Source organism: Streptomyces sp. NPDC006512 (assembly GCF_040611935.1).
GTDB lineage: Bacteria > Actinomycetota > Actinomycetes > Streptomycetales > Streptomycetaceae > Streptomyces.
The window spans coordinates 137611-162039 of record NZ_JBEXPG010000003.1; the positions used below are offsets into that span (position 1 = coordinate 137611).

General features: G+C 72.9%; 21 protein-coding genes. 8 read left to right on the forward strand and 13 right to left on the reverse strand.

The genetic code is table 11. The features are described from left to right. Nucleotides 1–247 precede the first annotated feature (247 nt). From nhaA to ABZZ17_RS03245, 3 genes are read left to right on the forward strand one after another with little or no spacing between them, the layout of a single operon-like run. Nucleotides 248–1669 (forward strand): Na+/H+ antiporter NhaA, encoded by a 1422-nt coding sequence (gene nhaA, locus ABZZ17_RS03235; protein ID WP_356871392.1) that lies wholly within the window; start codon nt 248–250, stop codon nt 1667–1669. Nucleotides 1670–1723: 54 nt separating this feature from the next. Beyond that, the gene (locus tag ABZZ17_RS03240; protein WP_356871394.1) at nt 1724–2182 is read left to right on the forward strand and encodes a phage holin family protein; all 459 of its coding nucleotides are present in this window, start codon (nt 1724–1726) and stop codon (nt 2180–2182) included. Next, a complete protein-coding gene (locus ABZZ17_RS03245) occupies nt 2179–3150 on the forward strand; it encodes an alpha/beta hydrolase (RefSeq protein ID WP_356871396.1) in 972 nt (323 codons plus the stop codon). The genes ABZZ17_RS03240 and ABZZ17_RS03245 overlap by 4 nt, the downstream gene beginning before the upstream one ends. Before the next feature lie 365 nt (nt 3151–3515). On the opposite strand, the gene ABZZ17_RS03250 is transcribed toward ABZZ17_RS03245, so the two are convergent. The 3 genes from ABZZ17_RS03250 to nth form a co-directional block, all read right to left on the reverse strand. Continuing rightward, nucleotides 3516–4718 (reverse strand): MarP family serine protease, encoded by a 1203-nt coding sequence (locus ABZZ17_RS03250; RefSeq protein WP_356871398.1) that lies wholly within the window; start codon nt 4716–4718, stop codon nt 3516–3518. Nucleotides 4719–4731: 13 nt separating this feature from the next. Then, on the reverse strand, nt 4732–5448 hold the full coding sequence (locus ABZZ17_RS03255) for a CoA pyrophosphatase (RefSeq protein ID WP_356871400.1): 717 nt from the start codon (nt 5446–5448) through the stop codon (nt 4732–4734). A gap of 131 nt (nt 5449–5579) precedes the next feature. Next, the gene (gene nth / locus ABZZ17_RS03260) at nt 5580–6455 is read right to left on the reverse strand and encodes an endonuclease III (protein ID WP_356871402.1); all 876 of its coding nucleotides are present in this window, start codon (nt 6453–6455) and stop codon (nt 5580–5582) included. A 248-nt stretch (nt 6456–6703) separates the two neighbouring features. Between nth and ABZZ17_RS03265 the strand changes: the two genes are divergently transcribed. Together ABZZ17_RS03265 and ABZZ17_RS03270 are read left to right on the forward strand one after the other, a co-directional pair. Next, nucleotides 6704–7378, forward strand: coding sequence for a Crp/Fnr family transcriptional regulator (locus tag ABZZ17_RS03265; RefSeq protein ID WP_003981529.1), 675 nt, complete (start codon nt 6704–6706; stop codon nt 7376–7378). 143 nt (nt 7379–7521) lie between these two features. Continuing rightward, nucleotides 7522–8328, forward strand: a complete 807-nt coding sequence (locus tag ABZZ17_RS03270; RefSeq protein ID WP_356871404.1) for a nucleotidyltransferase domain-containing protein — start codon at nt 7522–7524, stop codon at nt 8326–8328. Between the two features lie 170 nt (nt 8329–8498). On the opposite strand, the gene ABZZ17_RS03275 is transcribed toward ABZZ17_RS03270, so the two are convergent. Beyond that, on the reverse strand, nt 8499–9692 hold the full coding sequence (locus tag ABZZ17_RS03275) for a fused response regulator/phosphatase (RefSeq protein ID WP_356871406.1): 1194 nt from the start codon (nt 9690–9692) through the stop codon (nt 8499–8501). Next, the gene (locus ABZZ17_RS03280; protein ID WP_356871408.1) at nt 9689–11296 is read right to left on the reverse strand and encodes an ATP-binding protein; all 1608 of its coding nucleotides are present in this window, start codon (nt 11294–11296) and stop codon (nt 9689–9691) included. Before ABZZ17_RS03280 ends, ABZZ17_RS03275 begins: the two co-directional genes overlap by 4 nt. Before the next feature lie 115 nt (nt 11297–11411). Here ABZZ17_RS03280 and ABZZ17_RS03285 point away from each other — a divergent pair, with 115 nt between their 5' ends. Beyond that, entirely contained in the window at nt 11412–12185 is a 774-nt protein-coding gene (locus ABZZ17_RS03285; RefSeq protein WP_356871410.1) for a response regulator, read from the forward strand. Between the two features lie 46 nt (nt 12186–12231). On the opposite strand, the gene ABZZ17_RS03290 is transcribed toward ABZZ17_RS03285, so the two are convergent. The 7 genes from ABZZ17_RS03290 to ABZZ17_RS03320 form a co-directional block, all read right to left on the reverse strand. Further along, the gene (locus ABZZ17_RS03290) at nt 12232–13698 is read right to left on the reverse strand and encodes a PE-PGRS family protein (protein WP_356871412.1); all 1467 of its coding nucleotides are present in this window, start codon (nt 13696–13698) and stop codon (nt 12232–12234) included. Nucleotides 13699–13842: 144 nt separating this feature from the next. Further along, nucleotides 13843–15258, reverse strand: coding sequence for a TerD family protein (locus ABZZ17_RS03295; RefSeq protein WP_356871414.1), 1416 nt, complete (start codon nt 15256–15258; stop codon nt 13843–13845). Nucleotides 15259–15457: 199 nt separating this feature from the next. Then, nucleotides 15458–16819, reverse strand: a complete 1362-nt coding sequence (locus ABZZ17_RS03300; protein ID WP_356871416.1) for a carotenoid oxygenase family protein — start codon at nt 16817–16819, stop codon at nt 15458–15460. Nucleotides 16820–16869: 50 nt separating this feature from the next. Further along, nucleotides 16870–17331 (reverse strand): SRPBCC family protein, encoded by a 462-nt coding sequence (locus ABZZ17_RS03305; RefSeq protein ID WP_356871418.1) that lies wholly within the window; start codon nt 17329–17331, stop codon nt 16870–16872. 48 nt (nt 17332–17379) lie between these two features. Beyond that, nucleotides 17380–18882, reverse strand: a complete 1503-nt coding sequence (locus ABZZ17_RS03310) for an MFS transporter (RefSeq protein ID WP_356871420.1) — start codon at nt 18880–18882, stop codon at nt 17380–17382. Between the two features lie 161 nt (nt 18883–19043). Further along, nucleotides 19044–19601 (reverse strand): DUF1062 domain-containing protein, encoded by a 558-nt coding sequence (locus ABZZ17_RS03315; RefSeq protein WP_356871422.1) that lies wholly within the window; start codon nt 19599–19601, stop codon nt 19044–19046. Nucleotides 19602–19848: 247 nt separating this feature from the next. Further along, a complete protein-coding gene (locus tag ABZZ17_RS03320; RefSeq protein WP_356871424.1) occupies nt 19849–20784 on the reverse strand; it encodes a LysR family transcriptional regulator in 936 nt (311 codons plus the stop codon). A gap of 181 nt (nt 20785–20965) precedes the next feature. Between ABZZ17_RS03320 and ABZZ17_RS03325 the strand changes: the two genes are divergently transcribed. Both ABZZ17_RS03325 and ABZZ17_RS03330 read left to right on the forward strand, forming a co-directional pair. After that, nucleotides 20966–22174, forward strand: a complete 1209-nt coding sequence (locus ABZZ17_RS03325) for an MFS transporter (protein WP_356871426.1) — start codon at nt 20966–20968, stop codon at nt 22172–22174. 116 nt (nt 22175–22290) lie between these two features. After that, nucleotides 22291–23106 carry a hypothetical protein gene (locus tag ABZZ17_RS03330; protein WP_356871428.1) on the forward strand — a complete coding sequence of 272 codons (816 nt, stop codon included), beginning with the start codon at nt 22291–22293 and terminating at the stop codon, nt 23104–23106. Nucleotides 23107–23117: 11 nt separating this feature from the next. Here the strand turns inward: ABZZ17_RS03330 and ABZZ17_RS03335 are convergent, their stop codons facing one another. Further along, nucleotides 23118–24251 carry a winged helix DNA-binding domain-containing protein gene (locus ABZZ17_RS03335; protein WP_356871430.1) on the reverse strand — a complete coding sequence of 378 codons (1134 nt, stop codon included), beginning with the start codon at nt 24249–24251 and terminating at the stop codon, nt 23118–23120. Nucleotides 24252–24429 lie beyond the last annotated feature (178 nt).

A 24429-nucleotide genomic window follows, 5' to 3' on the forward strand; every position in this document is an offset into this window, starting at 1 on the left:
AGCGGCCCCATCCGGCCATCCCGCCACCCGGCTACTCGGCCACCCGAAGGGCCCCGGAGGGCGTCCGGCGCACAGCGCGCCGGACGCCCTCCTCCCGTTTAAGGTGAAGATCACCCGATACGACCGCGCACACCCTGTAAAATAAGAGAAACGTCAATATTTGACGTCCGAAAGTCTCAGGGTGCGCCGGGAAGTCTGGTCGGCAACTGCATTTGCCATGCCGTCGACCACCCGGAGGTTCCCCACCGTGGCCACCCCCACGCCCAGCCGCAAACTCCTCGGCAGGCTCTCGCTGCCCGAGCGCCGCTTCGTCGCGGACGCTCTGCGCACCGAGACCGTCGGCGGCGTCCTGCTCCTGGTGGCCGCGGTCGCCGCCCTCGTCTGGGCGAACATCCCCGGCATCTCCGCCAGCTACGACAGCGTCCGCTCCTTCCACATCGGGCCCGCCTCCCTCGGCCTGGACCTCTCCCTCCAGCACTGGGCGGCCGACGGCCTGCTCGCCGTCTTCTTCTTCGTCGCCGGCATCGAGCTCAAGCGCGAACTCGTCGCGGGGGACCTGCGCGACCCCAAGGCCGCCGCCCTCCCGGTGGTCGCCGCCCTCTGCGGCATGGCCGTACCCGCGCTGGTCTACGTCCTGGTCAACACCCTCGGCAACGGCTCGACCAGCGGCTGGGCGGTCCCGACGGCCACCGACATCGCCTTCGCGCTCGCCGTCCTCGCGGTCATCGGCACTTCCCTGCCGTCCGCGCTGCGCGCCTTCCTGCTGACCCTGGCCGTGGTCGACGACCTCTTCGCCATCCTGATCATCGCCGTGTTCTTCACCAGCGAGATCGACTTCCTGGCGCTGGGCGGGGCGGTCGCCGGTCTGGTCCTCTTCTGGTTCCTGCTCCGCTCGGGAGTCCGCGGCTGGTACCTGTACGTCCCGCTCGCCCTGGCGATCTGGGGCCTGATGTACAACAGCGGCGTCCACGCCACCATCGCCGGCGTCGCCATGGGCCTGATGCTCCGCTGCACCCGTAGGGACGGCGAGGAGCACTCGCCCGGCGAGCACATCGAGCACCTGGTCCGGCCGCTGTCCGCCGGCCTCGCCGTCCCCCTCTTCGCCCTGTTCTCCGCCGGGGTCTCGCTCTCGGGCGGGGCCGTCGCCGAGGTCTTCACCCGCCCCGAGACCCTCGGCGTGGTCCTCGGCCTGGTCGTCGGCAAGACCGTCGGCATCTTCGGCGGCACCTGGCTGGCCGCCCGCTTCACCAAGGCGGAGCTGAACGAGGACCTCGCCTGGCCGGACGTGCTCGCCGTGGCCTCGCTGGCCGGCATCGGCTTCACCGTGTCCCTGCTCATCGGCGAACTCGCCTTCGCCGACGACCCCGCCCTGATGGACGAGGTCAAGGCCGCCGTCCTGCTCGGCTCCCTCATCGCCGCGGTCGTCGCGTGCGTCCTGCTGAAGATGCGCGACCGCAAGTACCGGGCGCTGACCGAGGCGGAGGAGCTCGACGAGGACCTCGACGGCATCCCCGACATCTACGAACAGGACAACCCGGACTACCACCTGCGGATGGCGAAGATCTACGAGGAGAAGGCCGCGGAACACCGCCGCAGGGCCGCCGCCCACGCTCTCCAGCGCTCCGAAGCGGCGGGCGGGTCCAGCACGGGCGGCGACCGTCCGGCATGATCTGACTGACGACGGAGGACAGCCGCCGGAAGCAGACGACAGAGGGAGTCAGAGATGAGCGCAGTGGACCAAGGGGCGCAGGGAGCCGAGCGCACGCTCGGCCAGCTGGTCGCCTCGGCCACCGCCGAGATGTCGGCCCTGGTGCACGACGAGATCGCCCTCGCGAAGGTGGAGATCAAGCAGGACGTCAAGCGCGCGGGCATCGGCAGCGGCGCCGCCATCGTCGCGGGAGTGCTGCTGCTCTTCTCCCTCCCCGTACTGAGTTTCGCCGCGGCCTACGGCATCCACAATCTCGGGCTCGGGCTCGCCTGGTCCTTCCTGATCGTCGGGGTCGCGTTCTGGCTGCTCGCGGGCCTGATCGGACTGGTCGCCATGGCGAAGTTCAAGAAGGTCAAGCCGCCGGTGAAGACCATCGAGTCCGTCAAGCAGACCGCGGCCCTCGTCGGCACCGTCAAGCCGCACCCGCGCCCGGTCAGTGACAACGTCGTGGGTGTGGCACGCTCGTCCTCATGACAGCCCCCTCGCCGGACCCCGGTACCCCGCCCACCGCTGCCACGGCGGTCCGGCTCGACGTGCCGGGCGCCAGGAAGGTGCTCCACCGGGACGTCGCGGCCAACGGTGCGCGGTTCCACGTCGCGGAGGTCGGCGACGGGCCACTGGTCCTCCTGCTGCACGGATTCCCGCAGTTCTGGTGGACCTGGCGGCACCAGCTGAACGCCCTCGCCGACGCCGGGTACCGCGCGGTCGCGATGGACCTGCGCGGCGTGGGCGGCAGCGACCGCACCCCGCGCGGCTACGACCCGGCGAACCTCGCGCTCGACATCACCGGCGTCGTACGGTCCCTCGGCGAACCGGACGCCGCGCTCGTCGGGCACGACCTGGGCGGCTACCTCGCCTGGACGGCGGCCGTGATGCGGCCCAAGCTCGTGCGCCGGCTGGTCGTCTCCTCGATGCCGCACCCGCGCCGCTGGCGCTCCGCGATGCTGGCCGACTTCGGCCAGACCCGTGCGAGTTCCCACATCTGGGGGTTCCAGCGGCCGTTCATCCCCGAGCGGCAGCTCGTCGCCGACGACGGGGCCCTCGTGGGGCAGCTCATCCGCGACTGGTCCGGTCCCCGGCTCCAGGAGGACGGCGTCGACGAGGAGGCCCTCGCCGTGTACCGGCGGGCGATGTGCATCCCCTCAACGGCGCACTGCTCGATCGAGCCGTACCGCTGGATGATGCGGTCGATGGCCCGCCCGGACGGACTCCAGTTCAACCGGCGGATGAAGCGGCCCGTGCGGGTACCGACCCTGCACCTGCACGGTTCCCTCGACCCGGTGATGCGCACCAGGAGCGCGGCCGGATCCGGGGAGTACGTCGAAGCCCCGTACCGCTGGCGGCTGTTCGACGGTCTCGGGCACTTCCCGCACGAGGAGGACCCGGTGGCCTTCTCGACCGAGCTGGTCAACTGGCTGAAGGATCCCGAACCCGACCGCTGACGGGCCGTCCGGCGCTCAGTGACGGGCCGACAGGTGATTCGTATGCTCGTCTTACGAGCGTTCAATTGCCCGGCGCATAGGCCAATTGGCCGCCCCGGACGGGGTTACCGACCTTGGGGCCCGGGCAGAGCTCGTTGTATGGGCTGGACGCACGACCACGGTGACACCGCACACGAACGACGCTCGGCCACGGCGCCGGGCGATCACGACAGGACCGGCCGGGGAGGCCACGACCCCCGGCTCGGCATCCCACGCATCCTGCGCCGCCGGGCCCGCTGGGTCTCGGCCAGGCTCCGGCATCCCCGCATGTAGGAACGGCGGAAACGGCGCCGGGGCACCGCGTGGTGCGGTGGCCCCGGCGCCGGTCAGAGGGCGCAGCCCTGGCTGTCGGCGCGGCGGTCGGCAGTCCGGCCGATCCGGATGTCGTCGCGGATCTCGTCCACCGTCAGGGCGTAGCCGGTGTTCGGGTCGTCGAGCGACTTCGCGAAGACGACCCCGTACACCTTGCCGTCGGGCGTGAGCAGCGGGCCGCCGGAGTTGCCCTGGCGCACGGTCGCGTAGAGCGAGTAGACGTCGCGGCGGACGGTGCCCCGGTGGTAGATGTCCGGGCCGTTGGCGTTGATGCGGCCGCGGACGCGGGCCGCGCGGACGTCGTACGCGCCGTTCTCCGGGAAGCCGGCGACGATCGCGTCGCTGCCGCTCGCCGCGTCCTTGTCGGCGAACTCCAGCGCCGGGGCCTTCAGCTTGGGCACGTCCAGGACGGCGATGTCGCGCGCCCAGTCGTAGAGCACGACCTTGCCGTCGTAGAGCTTGCCCTCGCCGCCGACCTGGACGGTCGGCTCGCCGACGCCTCCGACGACGTGCGCGTTGGTCATCACCTTGCCGGGGGCGAAGACGAAGCCGGTGCCCTCCAGGACCTTGCTGCAACTGGGCGCCGTGCCGACGACCTTCACGATCGAGAGCTTGGCCTGCTCGGCGACGCCGCTGCGGGCGAGCGCCGGGTCGGGCGCCTTGACCTCGGTGATCGGCTCGTTCGAGAACGGGCTGAAGACCTGCGGGAAGCCGTTGCGGGCGAGGGTGGAACTGAAGTCCGAGAACCAGGTGTTGGCCTGGGCGGGGAGCACCCGCGACACGCCGAGGAGCACCTTGGAGTTGCGGACCTCCTTACCCAGCGTGGGAAGTGACGTCCCGGCGAGCGCCGAGCCGATCAGCCAGGCCACCAGCAGCATCGCGACGACGTTGACCAGCGCGCCGCCGGTCGCGTCGAGGGCGCGGGCCGGCGACCAGGTGATGTGGCGGCGGACCCGGTTGCCGAGGTGGGTGGTCAGGGCCTGGCCGATCGAGGCACAGATGATGATCACGACGACGGCGATGACGACGACGGTCGTGGTCACCTGGGTGCCGTTGTCGGTCACCCGGTCCCAGATCAGGGGCAGCAGGGACACGGCGACGAGGCCACCGCCGAGGAAGCCGATCACCGACAGGACGCCGACGACGAACCCCTGGCGGTAGCCGACGATCGCGAACCACACGGCGGCGACCAGCAACAGGATGTCCAGCACGTTCACGTGGGCCACCGTCTCATGCGCGCCAGTCGAGCGGGACGTGACGTGAGCGGTCCCACGGCCGCTCCCAGCCCGCGAAGTGGAGGATCCGGTCGATCACCCCGGCCGTGAACCCCCACACCAGAGCCGATTCGACCAGGAACGCGGGACCTTGGTGGCCGCCCGGGTGCACCACGGTCACCCGGTTGCCGGGGTCCGTGAGATCCGCCACGGGAACCGTGAAGACCCGGGCCGTCTCCGCCGGGTCCACCGCGCCGACCGGGGAGGGCTCCCGCCACCAGCCGAGCACCGGGGTCACGACGAACTCGCTGACCGGGATGTAGAGCCGGGGCAGGACTCCGAAGAGCTGGACCCCGGCCGGATCGAGGCCGGTCTCCTCCTCGGCCTCGCGCAGCGCGGCGCGCAGCGGGCCGGTCGTGTGCGGGTCGCCGTCGCCCGGGTCGAGGGCGCCGCCCGGGAAGGAGGGCTGGCCCGCGTGCGAGCGCAGGGTGCCGGCGCGTTCCTGGAGCAGCAGCTCCGGGCCGCGCGGGCCCTCGCCGAAGAGGATCAGCACGGCGGACTGGCGGCCCCGGCCGTCCTCGGGGGGCAGGAAGCGGCTGAGCTGGCGGGGCTCCACGGTGCGGGCGGCCGACGCCACGGGGTCGAGCCACTCGGGCAGGCCGTCGGTGGTGAGGGCCAGCCCCTCGCGGGCGGCCGGGGCCGCCGTGGTCTCGTCCCGTGTACCGCGCGTCATAGGCACCCCTGTCCGTGTTCTCCCACACCGCTGAACGCGGTCCGGGTACCGATTCGTTCCGTGGCGCCCCGTACGGCGGTACGGGCGGCCGCCGGGGCGGTGCCGTACCGCCCGGCGGCCGCAGACCCCGCTCAGGGCGCCGTACGGGCTCCCAGCGGCGGGGCCGGGAGGCCCGGGTAGTCCGGGGGCGGGGTCAGGCGCTGGCCCGGCTGGCCGCCCTTCTCGTACTTCAGCAGCTTCTTCGCCTTCTCCGGGTCGGTTTCGCCCTCGCCGTACGCCGGGCAGAGCGGTGCGATCGGGCAGGCGCCGCAGGCGGGCTTGCGGGCGTGGCAGATGCGGCGGCCGTGGAAGACGACCCGGTGCGAGAGCATCGTCCACTCGCTCTTGGGGAAGATCGCGCAGATCTCGGCCTCGACCTTCTCCGGATCCTCCTGCTCGGTCCACTTGAAGCGGCGCACCAGCCGCCCGAAGTGGGTGTCGACGGTGATGCCGGGGACCCCGAAGGCGTTGCCGAGGACCACGTTGGCCGTCTTGCGGCCGACTCCCGGGAGGGTCACGAGGTCCTCGATGCGGCCCGGCACCTCACCGCCGAAGCGGTCCCGCAGGGCCTGGGAGAGGCCGAGGAGGGACTTCGACTTCGCCCGGAAGAACCCGGTCGGCCGGATGATCTCCTCCAGATCCTCCGGCGCGGCCGCCGCCATGTCCTCGGGCGTGGGATAGGCGGCGAAGAGGGCCGGGGTCGTCTGGTTCACGCGCAGGTCGGTGGTCTGCGCGGACAGGACGGTGGCGACCAGGAGCTCGAAGGGATTCCGGAAGTCCAGCTCCGGATGGGCGTACGGGTACACCTCGGCCAGCTCGCGGTTGATGCGGCGGGCCCGGCGGACCATGGCCAGGTGGGATTCCGGCCGCGCGGCCGACGCCCCCGGCCGCGGTTTCTTGGCCGAAGCTTTGCCCTCGGCGGTGGGCGGGGCCTTGCTGGGCACCTTCGCGGGGGCTTGTTCGCCCACGGCTGAATTTGAGCCCGCCGTCACTCCTGCGGACCCCTTGGCCTGTGCTCTCACCGGCTTATTGGACACCCGGCCAGCCTAAGGCCGGCCGCTGACACCCGCCCGGACCTCAGGTAACACCACTCCGATTGGTCTCTCGCCGCACAGCACGCCCGTCCGTCCGGCATCCTTGTGATTGATCGCACTGTTTGAGCCGTCCGGCAAAATGGGGAGCGGTCCCCTGGCTGGTCGACATAGGAGAGAGACTCGTGGACGACGTTCTGCGGCGCGCCCCGCTCTTCGCGGCGCTCGATGACGAGCAGGCCGCGGAGCTCCGCGCCTCCATGGGCGAGGTGACGCTCGCACGCGGTGACGCCCTGTTCCACGAGGGCGACCCCGGCGACCGGCTGTATGTCGTGACCGAGGGCAAGGTGAAGCTGCACCGCACCTCCCCCGACGGCCGCGAGAACATGCTGGCCGTCCTCGGCCCCGGCGAGCTGATCGGCGAGCTGTCGCTCTTCGACCCGGGCCCGCGCACCGCCACCGCCACCGCGCTGACCGAGGTCAAGCTCCTCGGCCTCGGCCACGGTGACCTCCAGCCGTGGCTCAACGCCCGGCCCGAGGTCGCGACCGCGCTGCTGCGCGCCGTCGCCCGGCGCCTGCGCAAGACCAACGACCAGATGTCCGACCTGGTCTTCTCCGACGTTCCCGGCCGTGTGGCCCGGGCGCTCCTCGACCTGTCGCGCCGCTTCGGCGTGCAGTCGGAGGAGGGCATCCACGTCGTCCACGACCTGACGCAGGAAGAGCTCGCGCAGCTCGTCGGCGCCTCCCGCGAGACCGTGAACAAGGCCCTGGCCGACTTCGCGGGCCGCGGCTGGCTGCGCCTGGAGGCGCGTGCCGTGATCCTGCTGGACGTGGAGCGGCTCGCGAAGCGCTCGCGCTGACGCCGTCGCCCGTACGCATCGCGAAGGGGTCCTGCCCGGCCGGGCGGGGCCCCTTCGCGCGTCCGCCACGGGCCGCGCGGCAGCGGGGAGCGGTCCCGGGAAAATCCGGTGGACGCCCGCCGGCGGGAAGGCAGAGTGGGGCCATGGAGCACAGAGGGCTGGACACGTACGGGTACTTCGAGCGGGAGGGCGCGCTGGGCCGGGTGCAGCCCGAGTTCGCCGCCCTGGTCGCGGCCGCGCGGAGCCGGATCTCCGAGGCGTACGGGCGCCGGCTGCACAGCGCCTACCTGTACGGGTCCGTGCCGCGCGGGACGGCCCGCCCCGGGCGCTCCGACCTCGACCTGCTGATCGCCCTGCACCGCGAGCCCACCGACGAGGACCGGGACACCGCCGAGGTGCTGGGGCGGAGCCTCGACGAGGAGTTCGCCGAGATCGACGGCGTGGGCGTCCTGTTGTACGGCAAGGAGCGGCTGCTGAGCGAGCAGGAACGTTACGACCTGGGCTGGTTCCTCGCCTGCCTGTGCACCCCGCTGCTCGGCGCCGACCTGGCCGAGCACCTGCCCCGGTACCGTCCGGACGCCCTGCTGGCCCGCGAGCTGAACGGCGACCTGGCCACGCTGCTGCCCCGGTGGCGGGAGCGGGCCGAGGCCGCCTCCACGCCCGCCGAGTACCGCAGGATGAACCGTTTCTTCTCCCGGCACCTGGTGCGCACCGCGTTCACGCTGGTCATGCCCCGGTGGGGCGGCTGGAGCAGCGACCTGACCGAGTCCGCGGAGGTCTTCGGCCGGTACTACCCCGAGCGGGCCGCACAGCTGCGGGAGGCGGCCGCCGTGGCCCTCGACCCGGTCGCGGACCCGGCGGTGGCCCGCCGGTACGTCGAGGACCTGGGCCCGTGGCTCGCGGACGAGTACACGGCCCGCCTCGGCACGAAGACGCCCCGGGCGGCCTAGGGCCTGTCGTCAAACTCCCGTCTGCCCCGCGACGCCTGGCACGCGCTCTCGCCGCACCGGGCGAAAGCCAAGTACGTCCAGTACGCGGGCTTCCGCCCGGCGCACCGAGAGCACGCACCAGACGCCGCAGGGCCGCCCTCCGGGCGACGACGGGAGTTTGACGACAGGCCCTAGCGCGGTTTCCAGTCGAGCCGGAGCACGGCGACGTCGTCGGTGTGCCGGCCGGCGTTGAGGGCCCTGGTCTCCCGGATGAGGCTGTCCAGGTGCGCCGCGGGGTCCGCCGACGGCAGACGGTTGATGAGGGGCAGCAGCCCTTCGGCGCCGAGCCTGCCGCCGGCTTCGCCGTTGTGCCCTTCGGTCAGGCCGTCGGTGTACAGGGTGAGGGCTCCGGCCTCCGGGAGCGGCACGACCGTGGCGGGCCAGTCGCGCTGTCCCGGGACGAGGCCCAGCGCGATGCCGTGTGCGGCGGCCACCTCACGGGTCCCGTCCGGGGTCGTGAGCAGGGGCTCGTGGTGCCCGGCCAGGTGGAACGTGCCGGTGGCGGACCGCTGGTCGAGGGTGAGCAGCGTGCACGTGGCGAACAGGGGCTGGGCGCCGCGCTCGGCGACGAGCAGGCGCTCCATGAGACGGAGCAGGTCGGTGCCGCGGTGTCCGCCCAGCACGAGCGAGCGCCAGGCGATGCGCAGGCAGACGCCGAGGGCCGCCGCGTCGGGGCCGTGCCCGCTGACGTCCCCGACGACGGCGTGCAGCAGCCCGTCCTCGCCTTCGACGACGTCCAGGAAGTCCCCGCCGAGCAGGGCCAGTTCCGCACCGGGGAGGTAGCGGGTGGTCACGGTGACGGTGGAGGTGTCGAGCATGGGCTGGGGCAGCAGCCCGCGTTCCAGGCGGGCGTTCTCCTGCGCGCGCAGCCGGGCCGACTGGGCCTGCGCCGCGGCACGCTCGGTCTGGCTGCGGTAGACGGCGTAGCGCACCGTGCGGCGCAGCAGGTCCGCGTCGACCTTGCCCTTGACCAGGTAGTCCTGGGCTCCGGAGGCCATCGCCTCGGAGCCCGCCTGCGTCTCGGACAGGCCGGTCAGGACGATCACCGCGGTGTGCGGAGCCAGACCGCGGACGGTGGTGACGGCGTCGGTTCCCGACACGTCCGGCAGGTGCAGGTCGAGCAGCACGCAGTCGATCGTGCGGGTGGTCAGCTCGGTGCGGGCCTCGGCCAGGGTGGGACGGGTGGTCAGCTCGAACCGCAGCCCCGTGTCGTGCAGGAGCTCCTCGACGAGCAGCGCGTCGCCCCGGTCGTCCTCGACCAGCAGGACGCGGTACAGGGGTTCGGCGGTGGCCGCGTCCTGTGCGACCGGCGTGGTGGCGGTCACGGATTGGCCCCCGCGTCCGCGCGGCTCGCCTCCGGCAGCGGCGAGGGTCCGGGGCTCGGCGGAGGCTCAGGCGCCAGGGTGAAGGTGATGCGCGTGCCTTCGTCGTACTCGGTGTCGACGCCGATCGTGCCGCCGTGGAACTCGACGATCTTCTTGCACATCGCCAGACCGATTCCGCTGCCGGAGTAGGTGTCCTTGGTGTGCAGCCGCTGGAAGATGACGAACACCTTGTCGGCGTACTCCGGGTCGATCCCGATGCCGTTGTCGGTCACCGTGAAGCGCCACAGGTCGCCTTCGGGGGCCGCGGTGACGTGGATCTCGGGCGCCTGGCCGGGGCGGCGGAACTTGACCGCGTTGCCGATCAGGTTCTGCCAGAGCATGCCCAATTGCGTCGGGTCCGCGACGAGCGTCGGCAGCGGGTCGTGGGTGATCGTCGCCCCGGCCTCGTCGATGCCGACGCTGAGCGCGGACAGGGTCTGCTTCAGCACCTTGTCGAGATCGAGGCTCTGGTGGGTGTTGTGGACCCGGCCGACCCGGGAGAAGGCGAGGAGGTCGTTGATGAGGGTCTGCATGCGGTTCGCGCCGTCGACCGCGAAGTCGATGTACTGGTCGGCCTTGGCGTCGAGCTGGCCGCCGTAGCGCCGCTGGAGGAGCTGCGTGAAGCTGGAGACCTTGCGCAGCGGCTCCTGCAGGTCGTGGGAGGCCACGTAGGCGAACTGCTCCAGCTCGGCGTTGGACCGCTGGAGGTCGGCGGCCTGCGCGTCCAGGCGCAGCCGTGCCTCCTCGGCGAAGGCCAGTTCCCGTACCAGGCGCCGCCGCATGAAGTCGATCTCGCTGCCGAGGCGGCGCAGGTCCGCGGGACCGGTCTCCGCGATGGGATGGTCGAAGTCGCCCCCGGCCACCGTACGGGCATCCGCACCGAGCTGTTCGAGCGGCATGGTGATGCCCCGGCGCAGACCCTCGAAGATCAGGGCCGCGAGCGCGAGGATGAGTACGGCGATGGCCGTGAACACCCCGTTGCGCAGCGACATCGTGGCCAGCAGGTCCTCCCGCGACCGGGCCCGCTCCGCCCGCAGCCGGTCCTGCTGGGCGGTCATGGCCGTACGGAGCTCGTCGAAGGCGGTCTTCCCCTCGGCGGCGCGTTCCGTCGCCAAGGGCGAGGGGGATCCGGGCGGCGAGGCCGCGACGGGCCGGGCGAGCCGGTCCTGCCACCGCTCCAGAGCCCTCTGTACGGCCGCGAGGTCCTCCAGGGCGGCCTTATCGCCGTGCAGCAGCTCCGACAGCCGCGAGATGTCCGTTTCCTGCTCCGCGAGCCCCGCCCGGTAGGGGGCGATGAACTCGGAGGTGCCGGTGAGCCCGTACCCGCGGATCCCGGTCTCCTGGTTCAGTACGGCCGCTTCCAGCCGGATCGCGCTCGTCAGCGCGGGGGACCTCACGTCCACGAGTTCTTCGCTGATCGAGGCCGTCCGGCCCAGCACCCAGGCTCCCGTCGCCCCCAGCAGGGTCAGGACCACCAGGGAGGCGGCCACACCCACCCGCAGCCAGCGGCGGGTCGTCCACGCGGCGAGCCTCCGTGAGCGCGGGCGCTCCTGATCGCCGTTCATCCTGTGAACTCCTCGTCGAGTCGGCCGCCTTTGAAAGAGCGCGGGCGTGCATACTCTAAAGGGGTTCCGACAACCGTTGTTGTCCAGGTTCCCCGGGGCGCCTAAGGTGCCGGGTATGCCTGGCAAGAACTTCGTACTGCGGACCACCCCGCCGGAGACCGCCGCCGTCGCGGACGCGGCGGTGGGTTCCCTGGCGCGGCGCCTTGCGCGGCAACTGCTGGAAACCCCGGCGCATCCGAAACCGGACGACCCGGCACAGGCACTGACGCTCCTCCACCTGCTGGACCACATCCAGCAGGCCACCGCACGCATCCAGCAGGAAGCGGCCGAGGCGGCCGCCCGGGCGGGTGCCGGCTATCCACAGATCGGCTCCGCCTGCGGGATGACCCGCCAGGGCGCGCGCCGCCGCTGGCCGGGGCTGTTCGACCACTCCAACGAAGCACCCACGGAGCATCCGATGATGACCACCCCCGCCCGCCCCTTCGACGTCCTGCTCGTCGAAGACGACATGGCCGACGCCATGCTCATCGAGGAGGCCCTCTCCGAGCGCGGGGCACGCAACCTCGTCCAGGTCACCGACGGGGTCGCCGCACTCGAACACCTCCGGGCGCCGGGCAGCGTGCGCCCGGACCTGATCGTGCTCGACCTCAACATGCCCCGCATGAACGGCCGGGACCTGCTGAAGGTCCTGAAGAACGACGACGACCTCCAGACCATCCCCGTCGTCGTCCTCACCACCTCCTCCGCACCGGACGACGTCACCGGCGCCTACAGCAGCCACGCCAACGCGTACGTGACCAAGCCCGTCAACCTGGAGGAGTTCGAGCAGGCCGTCCAGAGCATCGACGCCTTCTACCTGGACACCGCCACCCGGCCGCCCCGCGCCTGACCTCCCGCCCCGCCGCGTGCCGCCCCGCCCGGCCGGAACCGGCCGGTCACGGCCGCTCCGCCAGCAGGTCGGCCATCCGGCGCATCACGGGCACGGGCAGCGCCGTGTTCACTGCGGCGGAGCCCGCGGTCCGGGGGTCGAGCAGCAGCCGGAGCAGGACCTCCCGCGGAAGGGCGGGGTGCCGGGCGGCGAGGGCCCGCACGGAGGAGTCCGGATCGTCGAGCAGGCGCACCGCGGCGGCGGGGGAGAGCCTCGGGTCGCCCGCGGCGTCCTGCCGCACCTCCTCGGCCTCGTCCCGGCTGAGCCTGTCGACCAGCTCGGGCGTGGACCCGGGGTCGCCCAGGGCGAGTCGCCGGAGCCTCGGGTCCGGGTCGGTGGCATGGCGCAGGAGTCCCTCGCGCGGGAAGTTCGGGTGGCTGCGCGGGCGCCCGGGGAAGCTCAGGCTGCCGTCCCACCAGCGCCAGACCTCCAGGAGCAGGTCCGGCGGCGCGTCGTCGCAGGACTCGGCGAGGAAGAGCCGCACGACCCGGTCCTCGTCGCCCGCCAGCCGTGCGACGACGTCCGGCGGCAGGTGCCGGGCGCGGGCGACGCTGCTGCGCACGTGGGGATGGCCGGAGGCGGCGAGCCGGCGCATGGCCCCGGGGTCGTCGTGGAGTTCGGCCACCCAGGGCAGGAGGTGGTGGCGCCCGTCGCCCGGACCGGCCGCCAGGCGGACGGCGGCCCGCTGCTCCTCGGTCAGGTCGGCCCGCACGGCGAGCGCGCGGCGGACCTCCTCGTGCTCGTCCTCGGCGAGGAGGGCGATGGCCGCCGGGTCGAGTCGGGGACTGCGCGCCAGCCTCTCCCGGACCTCCGCGGACCCGTACGAAGCCAGCCGCGCGGCCAGTCCGGGCGCGAGGCGACAGGTGTCCAGGGCGCGGCCGGCCGTGCCCCCGAGCCGCTCGAAACCGGCCTCGGACAGCGGATGGTCCCGGTGGTGGCGGAGCCGGGCGGCGGTGCGGACCCGCTCGTCGGGGTCGGCGAGCAGGCCCTCCCGCACCGGCGGGGGGAGGTGGGGCCAGACCGGGTCGCAGGCGGCGGCCCGGACGGCGGGAGCGGGGTCGGCCGCGAGAACGCGGAGCAGAGGCACGGGAAGCCCGCGCAGCCGGGCGGCCTCGGCCCGGACCAGAGGGGACGCGTCGGCGGCCAGCTCCTCCATCGCCGCGTCGGCCAGCGGCTCCCCCCGGTCGGCGGCGAACTCCACGAACAGCGCCCGCCGCGCCCCGCTGCGTTCCCCGTGGAAGAGCCGGGCCCACTGTTCCGGGGTCAGCTCGTGCCGCGCCTCGACGACCCGGCCGCGCACCGCCCGGTCCGGGTGGCCGACCGCCGCATCGAGGACGCGGGCCGGTAGGTCCTTGCGCCACAGGAAGTCGGGGGCGACGTCGAGCAGCCGGACCAGCAGTTCTTCGGGGGCCGCTCTGTTGTGGCCGAGGAAGGCCCAGCCGTCGACCGGCTCCGTCAGCTCGTCGGGTGTCATGTACGCCATCCTGCCCGGTCCGCGGCCGACCGTCGTGGGGGACCCCGAGGGCGTGCGGGGCCGGTGGTGGCGGTTGCCCCGCACGGCGACTCGGTCCACCGGCTCCGGCCCACCGTCACGGGCCCTCGCGGTCCCGGCCGGCGGTCAGCGCAGGCGCTTCCAGAAGGGCGGGACCTCGCCTTCCGTCCGGTTGGCGTGCGGGGTGACCTCGCGGGGGGTGATCGACCAGGGGCTGTCGCACTTGATGACCAGCAGTCGCGCCCCGCGCGTCAGCGCCACCGTGGTCCGCCCCGACTTGTACCCGCTGCAAAGGTTGCGGCGCGAGGCGCTGCGCCTGATGGCCTCCAGCTCGAACCAGTCGTCCTTGCGGTTGCGGTGCCTGACGGCGAGGTCGACGGCGGGTCCGGCGTACGCCAGGACGTCCGGACCGAAACCCTCGACCCGTTCGGAGACGTCGCGGAGCACCGAGATCGGGCTCACGGTGATCTTCCACTCGCCGTGTGCCTTCACGCGCAGCCGCAGGGGCCCGTTCCCGTCGTGGTCCACGATTCCGCGCCCGCTGAAGTCCTCCAGCCAGCTGCTGAGGACCGAGGGGGACTGCTCGTGGTTGCGGTGGTTCAACGCCGCGATCTCGATGAGGCTTTCCCCCACCCTCACCACGTCGACCACGGCGAACCCGGCCGGCATGGGCACCTCCACCCGGACGATGTCGTTTCCCTTGCCCTCGTGCGTGAAGACGGGGAAGTCCGGCCCGAAGTCGGTCGGGAGGTTGTTCAGCCGTGTGGTGATGGTGCCCAGGAGCGGGGAGTCCGTCTTGGAGACGGGTGTACCGGCGGGCTCCGTGGCCGTGGCCGTGGAGGTGGGGGCCGGTGATGCCGCTACGGCCTCTGCGGCCCCGGACGGTTCCGGCTCCGGGGGAACCGGAGCTGCTGCCGCCGGCAGGGGCGGGGCGGGCGGGGGAGCCTCGGGGAGCCGGGGCGCGGGCGGCGGCGCGGAGGCCGACTCGGGCTCGGCCTCTTCCTCCTCGACCGTGAACCCGTAGTCCGTGGCCAGCCCCGGAAGCCCCGAGTCGTACCCCTGTCCGACGGCACGGAACTTCCAGCCCCCGGCCCGGCGGTAGAACTCACCCAGTACGTAAGCGGTTTCGGTCGTCGCGTCATCCTCGTCGACCGAGTACACCACCATCCGTTCACCCGTCACCGTGCTGACGGCCTCCACGTACAGCCCCGGTACGTCCCCGAAGGTTCCGCCCTCGGCGGAGGCCGCGATGAGGATCCGCTCCACCTCCGGCTCGACCCCGGCCGGGTCGATCTCCAGCCAGTCCGCCGTCCGTCCGTCCTCGCCCTGGGCGTTGCCCAGGAGTTGTACGGCGCTGGTGGCGTGCGCGCGCTGGTTGTAGAAGACCAGGTCGCTCCGTCCCCTCACCTGACCGCTGTCGTCCAGCAACAGTGCCGCCGGGTCGAGCTCGGGCACACCGGGCCCGGCGGCACGACGGACCACGGCGACCCGCATGGGCTCGCCGGACACGGGCAGGTTGCCCCCCTTGATGATCTGCGTCATGAGGGCATCGTCGCAGGCCAGTTGGCCGTTCGTCGAGCGTTTGTTCCTTTTGGGAGGTGACCGTCCGGTTGCTGGACGCACCCCCGTGCGGCCCGTGCCGCAGGCACGGCCGGGGCCGTACGGAGAGGGCGCGCAGGCGACGGCGTCAGCAGGGGGCGTCCCCGGGGCGGCTCGGTGCCGGGCCCCGGGGACGGGAGGGTCAGCCCGCGCTGCCGTCGAGGGCGCTGTCGGGGATCCAGGAACCGTGGATCCCGGCGGTCACCCGGCGGGGGAGGTGGACGACGGCGATCCGGCCGAGGCCGGAGGCGTCGAGCACCAGGAGTTGTGAGGCGTCCTGCTTCAGGTCGGAGACGACGGTGAGGAGGTAGCCGTCGTCCTCGTTGGTCGCGCCGGCCGCCGGGACGAAGACGGCCTCGCTGGGGAGGCGGGCATCGCCGACCTGGTGGATGCGGCGAGCTCCGGTGGTGCGGTCGTACTTGACGACGCCGTAGCCGCCGAAGCCTTCCTGGTCGGGGAAGGACACCGCGTACTGGTACCGGTTCTCGGCCCCCAGGTACTCCTCGTTGAGGGTGGGGAACTCCACCGCGAGGTCGTCGATGATCCGTTCGTCGACGGTTCCGGCCGTCATGTCGATGGTCCAGCGGCGGGTGTAGGAGCGCGTGTTGGGTTCGCTGCCGCGCCCGGGCGCGCCGACCCACCAGTTCCACGAGAGCTGGAACCCGTCCCGGTCGACGGTGGGGCCTTCCAGGACGATGTGGCCCTGGCCGTCCTCGTACGCGTTGCCGACGTGCAGCATGTTGCCGGGTTCGACGGAGAACCAGCGGACGTGCCGGGAGCCGTCGTCCCCCCGGGGCATGACGCCTATGCGGGAGGGCTGCCGGTCGCTCCAGGCGTAGGGGATGCCGGAGTGCTCGGCGGGGTCGAAGGTGACGTTGCCCTCGACGAAGACCACGTGGCGGCGGGTGATGGCGAAGTCGTGCTTGAGGGAGGCGGTCGCGCCGGGGATCTCGGCGCTGTGGGTGATCGCACCCTTGGCATCGGCGACGTAGTACGTCAGGAAGGGCGGGAAGGGTGAGGATCCGAAGAAGTGGAGTTCCCCCGTCATCGGGTCCTCCTTGGGGTGCGCGGTCATCGCGGTGCGCAGCCGGCCGTCGAAGTCGTGGGCGCCCACCGTCTCCAGGTCCGGGGTGAGCTCGAAGGGGAGGTTCGCCTCGCACAGGGCGAGCAGCCGTCCGGCGTGCTCGATGACGTGGGTCCCGGCGGTGCTCGCGGTCAGGTCCGGGCCGTGCTCGGTCATGTAGGGGGCGCCGTCGAGGGCGGGGGTGTGGACCCAGCGGTTGCGGTACCACTCGGCGTGGCCGTCGCGCAGCCGGATCCCGTGGACCATGCCGCTGCCCTTGAACCAGTGGGTGGGGGTGATGCCCGGCTTGGGGTTGTGGCTGTTGCGGATCAGACGGCCGGTCAGCTCGGGGGGCAGGGTGCCTTCGACGGTGAGGCCGGTGGCGGTGATCTCGTCGGTGACGGGCGTGTAGTGGCCGTTCAGGTAGGGCGGGGTGGTCATGACGGGTCCTCGGATCTCATCGGTGGCGGTTGCGGCGGTCGTCGTCTTCGTCACGCGGGGCGCGTGCCGTCCCCGGCGGGCTGCTCGGCGTGTGCCTTGAGGCGGTCGAGCCAGCTCTGGAGGGAGGCCTTCAGGGCCGAGGAGAGCGCGTCGACCGCGGCGTCGACGGGCTCCCCGCTCCAGGACTCCTCGGTGCGGACGAGGACGCCCGCCCCGGTCGGTTCGAACGTCCAGACGTGGATTCCGACGATTCCCTCGACCGTCCCGCCCCAGACGATCCGCTGTCCGGGGACGAGTTCGTGGATGGTGGAGGTGATGTGCATGCCGTGGGTGAGCCAGACGAAGCTGGCGCCGACGGCGGCGGGCCCGTCGAGCCGGGCCCGGTCGATGTCGGCGTTCCAGGCGGGCCAGTTGTCGATGTCGGTGTGCAGTGCCCAGACGGTGGCGAGCGGGGCGTCGATCACCGTCGCCAGGGTGACGACGACGGGGGCCGTGGTGTCGATGGTGTGCATGCGGTGTCCTTTTCGGTTCTCGGTACGGGAAGGGCTGACGGGTCGGGATCAGGTGGCGGGTGAGCGGTCCGCCGCCCGGGCGGGGCCGGGCGGTGCGGGGTCCGTGGCGGTGTGGGGCGGGACGGCGCCGGGTGCACGGCGAGCCGCTCGGGTGAGGGGCAGGGCGAGGAGCGCGGTGGCGGCGAGGACCGCCGCGGAGACCGCGAACGCGGCCCGGTAGCCGGCGGTGAGGGCCGCCACGTGGGACTGGTGGGTGGCGGCGTGGGCGGTGACGGAGCCGGCCAGGGTGGCCAGGGCGGCGAGGCCGATCGCACCACCGACCTGGCGGGTGGTGTTCACCAGTCCGCCGGCCAGGCCCGCGTCGTGCTGCGGCACGCCGTCCACGGCGAGCGCCGTGAGCTGGACGAAGGCGGCGCTCAGGCCGAAGCCGACCAGGACGCTCGGACCGAGGACGTCGACGAGGTAGCTCCCGTCGGCGCTCATCCGTGACAGCCACAGCAGCCCCGCGGCCTCGGTGAGCAGGGCGGCGGTCAGGGTCGCGGTGACCCCGATGCGCTGGGAGACGCGCGGCGCCGCGGCGGCGCCGAGCATGTTGGCCAGGGCAAGGGGGAGTTGGCCCGCTCCGGTGGCCAAGGGGTCCATGCCGAGGACCTGTTGCTGGTAGAGCGGCAGGAAGAAGAACAGGGCGATCCACACGGAACCCAGCAGCGCCATCAGGAGGTTGCCCGCGGCGACGCGGCCGGTGGTGAACAGCCTGGGAGGCATCAGGGCGTGCGGCCGGCGACGCTCGATCAGGACGAAGACGGCGAGCAGCGTGACGGCGCCGAGGAGGCCGCCCAGCACCCGGGCGTCCGTCCAGCCCGTGCCGCGCGCGCTGGTCAGGGCCCAGACCAGGCAGGTCAGGGCCAGGGTGACGGTGACGGTGCCCAGGAGGTCGAACCGCCCGGACCCGCGGCCGACGGCCCGCGGTACGAGCTTCACCACGGCGACGAGCACCAGCACCGCTCCGAGCGCGACGGAGTGGAAGATCCAGGGCCAGCCCCACGCCTGGGTGAGCACACCCCCCAGCAGGACGCCGCCCGCTCCCCCCGCACCGGAGACCGCGCCCCACACCCCCAAGGCCCTGCCCCTGCCCGGGCCGGGCGGGAACACGTCCATCGTCAGGGCGAGCGCGGCCGGGGCGATCGCGGCCGCGCCGAGACCCTGTACGGCGCGGGCGGCGATCAGCACGCCCGGCGAGGCGGCCGACCCCGCCGCCACCGAGGCCGCCGCGAAGAGGGCGAGGCCCACGGTCAGGACCCGGCGGCGGCCGAAGAGGTCGCCCGCCCGGCCCCCGGTCAGGAGCAGCGCACCGAACGCCAGGCCGTAGGCGTTGACCACCCACGTGGTGCCCCCGTCGGACAGGCCCACCCCGGCGCGGATCTGCGGCAGCGCCACGTTCACGATCGACGTGGCCAGCATGACGGTGAACTGCGCCGCGGCCAGGGCCGCGAGGGCGGTCCCCGGCCGGGGCGCGGGGGGTGCCTGGTCCTTCGTGCGTCCAAGGTTCATGGCACACAGCCTCGTGTCCGGCGGTGTTCACATTCCATGCCCTGCGGCGGCGAGCACTGTCCAGTCCTGTCCACACCTGTCCACCCGGCTGCGGAGCACGCTGCTCCGCAGCCGGACCTCGCCGGCCCGGGTTCCCCCGACACGTCCCGGGCCGGAGGGACTCAGCGCTTGAGCGTGAAGGTGAAGTCGCCCGAGAGCTTGCCGCTCAAGCGGACCGTCGACACGAGGTTCCCCTCGGTGAGCAGTCTCTCGACCTCGGCTCGCGGAAGGCCGAACCCTTCGGCGATCAGCCGCACCGGCCGCACGGGTATCCGCGCCGCGAAGCGGACCGAGACCTCGGTCGCCTCACCCTCCGGCCGGTGCGGCTGATGCGGTGCCCCGATGTCGAGGCGCCAGGCGTCGTCCCAGTCGAGGGCGATGCGATTGCGGCGCCGTACGACCGGGTCCTGGAGCAATTCGGCTGCCAGAGCGGGGTCGTTGTCGTGCAGCCGGTCCAGGAGCTCGGGTCGTACGGAACGTACGTTCACCCGCTCCAGGACGGTGATCCTGGTGGTGTCCCCGCACCCGGTGCAGAGTGCGAGGAGCCAGACGTCGAGGAGCTTGTGGTTGGCGTTGACGCGGAATTTGCCGTTCGCCCGGAAGCGCCCGGAGGCACACCTGTGGCAGCGGCGGAGAACGATCGGCAGGCAGGTGGGTACGACCACCCAGGTTTCGGACACAGAGATACACCGGTTCCAGTGAGAAGACCGCAGCGAAAAGGAGCACGGCGCACAGGTGCGACGCGCGACGGTTCAGCGCTCGGGGGGTCTCACTTGGTGTACAACGGCACGTCCTTGACCGGGCGGGGGTGGGTGCGAGCACGGTAACGGCGCACGGGAGTGCGGTTCCACTGATTTTCGGGCGGGTGGGTCCGGCCATCCGACGCGGTCGCTGCCGGCCCCGACGCGACCGGGGAGGCGGGCGCGTTCAGCGCGGGGTCACCCAGTCCGGGACCCAGGTCCCGGCGGCGTCGGGCCCGGCCGCTCCGGCGGCGAGGTGGGCCCGGAGGGTGGTCAGTCCCGGGTGGGGGTTGTCGCGGTGCCAGAGCAGCGAGTGCGGGTAGACGGGCGTCGGGTCGGTCACCGGGATGCGGCGCAGGCCGTGGCCGGCGGGCCAGACGAGGCGGGTGTGCCCGCCCATGAAGGTGGCCAGGGCCGGCGTGTCGGCAACGGTGTCGAGCAGCGCGTCGGAGCCGAAGTTGGGACCGGTCGCCTCGATGGTGAGGCCGAACTCGGCGACGAGGTCGTCGTAGAAGGCGGCCCACTCGGAACCGGGAACGATGCCGGGCATCCAGATCCGGTGCCCGGCGAGCCGGGCGAGCGGCACCGACCGGGCGCCCGCCAGCGCGTGCGCGGGGCCGGTCAGGAGCTGGAGCGGCTCGTCGAGCACCCGTACGGACCGGAAGTCCGCGGGCAGGGGCCGGCCGGGCGCGGAGACGGCGCGGAAGGACGCGTCGATCGCACCGGACCGGATGGCGGCGACGGCCGTCTCGATGTCGAGCAGCATCACCACGTCGAGCTCGATCTCGGGGTGCGCGCGGTGGAAGCCGCGCATCAGGCCCGACGCCGCACCGCGCGAGGCGATCACGTCGACGCGCAGCGGACGGCGGCCGGTCCGCACGGAGGACACCGCGCGCTCGGCGACGCGCAGCAGCTCGCGCGCGTGGGGAAGGAACGCCTGCCCGTCGATGGTGAGCTCGGCGCCGCGCGCGGTACGGGTGAACAGTCGCACTCCGAGGCTGCGCTCCAGCGCGGCGATGCGTTTGGAGACGGCCTGCTGGGTGACCGCCAGCTCGGTCGCGGCCTCCTGGAACTGCCCCGCGTCGGCGGCGACGACGAAGGTCCGGACGGTGTCGAGATCCATGCCGACACCCTAGGGGCACAACGGTTGGTTGTGGCCGGTGGCGCTGCGGTTGTTTGATCCCCGGGTGCCGCGCGCGCTTTGATGCGTCCGGTCGCGGATCGGTTGTGCGGGTGCGCTGCGGCTGCGGCTGCGGCTGCGGGCAGGGGCAAGGGCAAGTGCAAGTGCAAGGGGCGTCGGGGGCATGAGGGGCGGGCACCGGCTGGGGCGGCCGTTCGGCTGGCTCTGGGCAGCGTACGGAACCAGCGCGCTCGGTACGTGGCTCGCCTTCGGAGCGTTCCCGCTGATCGCCATCCAGGTGCTGCACGCCGGACCGGCCGAGGTCGCCGCGCTCTCCTCCGTGGGCGCCGCGGTGGGCGCGGCCGTGGCGGTCCCGCTCGGCCCGTGGGTCGAGTTCCGCCGCAAGAAGCCGGTGCTGATCGCGATGGACCTGGTGCGGTGCGGGGCGCTGCTGACCGTCCCCGCCGCGTACGCGCTCGGCGAGCTCACCTTCGTCCAGCTCCTGCTGGTCTCGGTCGTCGTCGCCGCGGCCGACATCTCCTTCCGCGCCGCCTCCGGCGCCTACCTCAAGACGCTGCTGCCGGCCGAGGACCTGCTCGTCGCCAACGCCCGGTTCGAGTCCACGGCCTGGACGACCACGATCATCGGACCGCCGCTGGGGGGCGCCGCGATCGGGCTCCTCGGTCCGGTGGCGACGGTGGTGGCCGACGCCGTCACCTACCTGCTCTCGGCCCTGGGCATCCGCGCGGCGGGCGGGAACGAGCCGCCGCCCCAGTACCGGGAGGCCGGACGCATGCGGGCCGCGGACCTGCTCGACGGCTGGCGGTACGTCCTCGCCGACGCCACCTTGCGTCCGCTGCTCTTCAACACCACCTTGTTCAACGGCCTGGTGATGGCCGCGCAGCCACTGCTCGCCGTCCTGATGCTCGGCCCGCTCGGCTTCGCGCCGTGGCAGTACGGCCTCGCCTTCGCCGTGCCCTCGATCGGCGGACTGCTCGGTTCACGGCTGGCCCAGCCCCTCGCCGCCCGGTTCGGACAGCACCGGGTCCTGGTCGTGGCCGGGTGGATGCGCGCGGTCTGGCCCCTCGGCCTGGCCTTCGTGGGACCGGGCACCGCAGGGCTCCTGCTGGTCATGGGCGTCGAATTCGGGCTCATCCTCTGCTGCGGGATCTTCAACCCCGTCTGCGCCACCCACCGTCTCCGGCGCACCCCGACCGGCCGGGTGGCCCGCACACTGTCCGCCTGGGCGGTGACGTCCAAGGCCTCGACCGCGCTGCTGACCGCCGCCTGGGGCGTACTGGGCGCCCTGCTCGGCCCGCGAACCGCCCTCGCCCTGGCCGGCGTACTCCTCCTGGCGACCCCGTTCCTCCTCCCGCGCCGCACGGCGGGCTGACGGGCGCCGGCCCGGCGGTGGGGCAGGCCGGCCCCGGGACCGAGGCGCTGTCACGCGCGCGGAGATCCGCCTATCCTCCTCGTGACTCCTGGTACGACGACACGAAGGACACGGGCATGAGCACAGGCGGGGGCGCCGGCGAGGCGCCGTGGAATCCGTACGGGGCGGGACAGCCGCCGGCCGTGCGCCGGCTCACCTTCGGACGCCTCTTCAACCCGATCGCCGTGGCGCGCGCGGTGTTCACGCCGTCCCGACCGGACCGCGTGCACGATCCGGTGGTGAAGAGGGCCCAGGTCATCCGTACGGTCATCGGACTGGTCGCCATCACGTGGATGATGCTGTCCTACGGGCTGGCGGCGGACGCCGACGCCGTGGTGCACGACCGCTTCGATCAGATCCGTACCACCCTCATCGTGCTGGCGGTGACCTTCCCGATCGCCGTCGCCGCCTTCGTCATCGCGGCCCGCCCGCCCAACCGGAGGCTGTTCCTGCGCCGCGTGGGCAAGCCCGCGGGGGCGCTGCTCGCGCTGGTCGTCGCGCTCGCCGTGCCGAGGCTGATCACGGGGCTCGGCTACGTGGACGCGGAAACGGACTGGACGGCGTCCGCGGGGCGGGTGGTCCTGCTGTTCGCGCTGGGCGCGTTCCTGTTGTGGCTCGCCCCCTTCGTCCTCTACGGGATCGCCCAGTCCCTCGTGCACGTCTTCCGGACGGCGGACCTCCACGAGACGGTTCCGCCCCTGCTCGCGACCCTCCTCGTATGGGAAGTCGCCCTCTTCGACCTGTTCCGAGGGGCCTACGACGGTGTGCCGCCGGGCGTGCGGCTGGCCTTCGTGCTGGGAGCGCCGCTGACCGTCACCGCCGTGGCGATGTGGGAGCTGCGACGCCTCCGCACGCGGCACGGCATCACCCTGCGCGGCGCTCTCCTGCGCTGAACCGGGCCGCGTCAGGCGTGGGCGCCGACGTTCACGGGGCCGAGGGTGAAGGCGGGCCGGGCTTCGAGGACGGCGCCGATCCTTTCGACCTGCTCGCCGAGTTGGCGGTGCTGACGGGCGGTCAGGGGGCGGAGCGGTTCGACGGTGATCGAGACCGTGCCGCCCGTCTTCTTCTGCTGCCACACGCCGGCCACCACGCCGTCGATCAGGAGGACGGGGAAGTTCCCGGCCTGGCTGCTCCTGGCGAGCGCCCGCTGCCGCGCCGCACCGGGGAACAGCAGTTCCCGTGGCTGCGAGCCGACCGTGAACGAGTCGAAGTGCGGCAGCAGCAGGACGCCCCGCGCGCTCTCGCCGGGTTCCGCGTCCGCTCGGGAGGTCCAGGCACGGGTACCTTCCACGGAGACCTCGGTCAGGCCGGCCGCTTCGAACAGGCGGCGAGTCCAGGCGGGCGTGGTGGCCAGCCACCGGGCGAAGTGCTGCGAAGTCGCCGGCCCGTAGGAGTGCAGGTAGCGGCCCAGCAGCCAGTCGACCGCCTCGGACGGCGGGGCGGGGGCGAAACCGGGCAGCCAGCGGCCGGGGTTGGTGTACGTGGTCCTGCGGCCCTTGTCCGGGCCGAAGCACAGCACACCCCTGTGAGCGGCGGTCGCGACCATCTGCCGCCAGCGCGGCCACATCGTCTGGAACGCGGGCATCACCGGATCGACGGCCCACGCCCCGACCTGCTCGGCCAGTGCTCCGGTCAGCTCGTCCACGGTCAGCTCCGCCTCCGCCAGGATCACTCCGATGGCGACGACGAGTTCCTCGGTCTGTTCCCCGGTCAACCGCGCCTCGGGCGCGAGCCATCCGGCCGCCGGTACCGCTCCCAGGGCCCCGCACCACAGGCCCAGCTCCGCCGCCGGAAGCAGATGGACCGTACCGCGCGGCCCGAACGTCTTGATCAGGCTGTGCTCCGACCACAGCGCCTCCCGCACGTCGGTGCGCGTCACGCCGTCCAGCCTCAAGCCGATCGACACCTCGGCGGCCGACAACACCTGGGCGTGCGCGCCGCACATCGCTGCCGCCGCCTCCGCCGGAGTGCCCAGCGGCGACGACAGGCCGTGCCGCCGCAACCGTCGTCCGCAGACTTCCGCCCATGTCAGATCCACGCCCGATCCTAAGCATTCCGCCGGCCGGCTGACGGCATCTCCGCGCGGACACCGTACGGATCCGCCCCCACACCGGCCGGCCGTGCGGGGAGGGCGGGACCGGCCCGGGCACCGTAGGGTTCACCAACGCCGTCGTGACCGGGGCGGCGCCAACGAGGGCCGCCGCCACCGGGGTTCG

Bases quoted from the DNA above. Each gene is read 5' to 3' on its own strand.
- ABZZ17_RS03280 (WP_356871408.1), bottom strand. From the start codon at position 11,296: ATGAACGGCGATCAGGAGCGCCCGCGCTCACGGAGGCTCGCCGCGTGG.
- ABZZ17_RS03300 (WP_356871416.1), bottom strand. From the start codon at position 16,819: ATGACCACCCCGCCCTACCTGAACGGCCACTACACGCCCGTCACCGAC.
- ABZZ17_RS03325 (WP_356871426.1), top strand. From the start codon at position 20,966: ATGAGGGGCGGGCACCGGCTGGGGCGGCCGTTCGGCTGGCTCTGGGCA.
- ABZZ17_RS03320 (WP_356871424.1), bottom strand. From the start codon at position 20,784: ATGGATCTCGACACCGTCCGGACCTTCGTCGTCGCCGCCGACGCGGGG.
- ABZZ17_RS03240 (WP_356871394.1), top strand. From the start codon at position 1,724: ATGAGCGCAGTGGACCAAGGGGCGCAGGGAGCCGAGCGCACGCTCGGC.
- ABZZ17_RS03270 (WP_356871404.1), top strand. From the start codon at position 7,522: ATGGAGCACAGAGGGCTGGACACGTACGGGTACTTCGAGCGGGAGGGC.
- ABZZ17_RS03285 (WP_356871410.1), top strand. From the start codon at position 11,412: ATGCCTGGCAAGAACTTCGTACTGCGGACCACCCCGCCGGAGACCGCC.
- ABZZ17_RS03305 (WP_356871418.1), bottom strand. From the start codon at position 17,331: ATGCACACCATCGACACCACGGCCCCCGTCGTCGTCACCCTGGCGACG.
- ABZZ17_RS03330 (WP_356871428.1), top strand. From the start codon at position 22,291: ATGAGCACAGGCGGGGGCGCCGGCGAGGCGCCGTGGAATCCGTACGGG.
- ABZZ17_RS03255 (WP_356871400.1), bottom strand. From the start codon at position 5,448: ATGACGCGCGGTACACGGGACGAGACCACGGCGGCCCCGGCCGCCCGC.
- ABZZ17_RS03295 (WP_356871414.1), bottom strand. From the start codon at position 15,258: ATGACGCAGATCATCAAGGGGGGCAACCTGCCCGTGTCCGGCGAGCCC.
- ABZZ17_RS03310 (WP_356871420.1), bottom strand. From the start codon at position 18,882: ATGAACCTTGGACGCACGAAGGACCAGGCACCCCCCGCGCCCCGGCCG.
- ABZZ17_RS03290 (WP_356871412.1), bottom strand. From the start codon at position 13,698: ATGACACCCGACGAGCTGACGGAGCCGGTCGACGGCTGGGCCTTCCTC.
- ABZZ17_RS03245 (WP_356871396.1), top strand. From the start codon at position 2,179: ATGACAGCCCCCTCGCCGGACCCCGGTACCCCGCCCACCGCTGCCACG.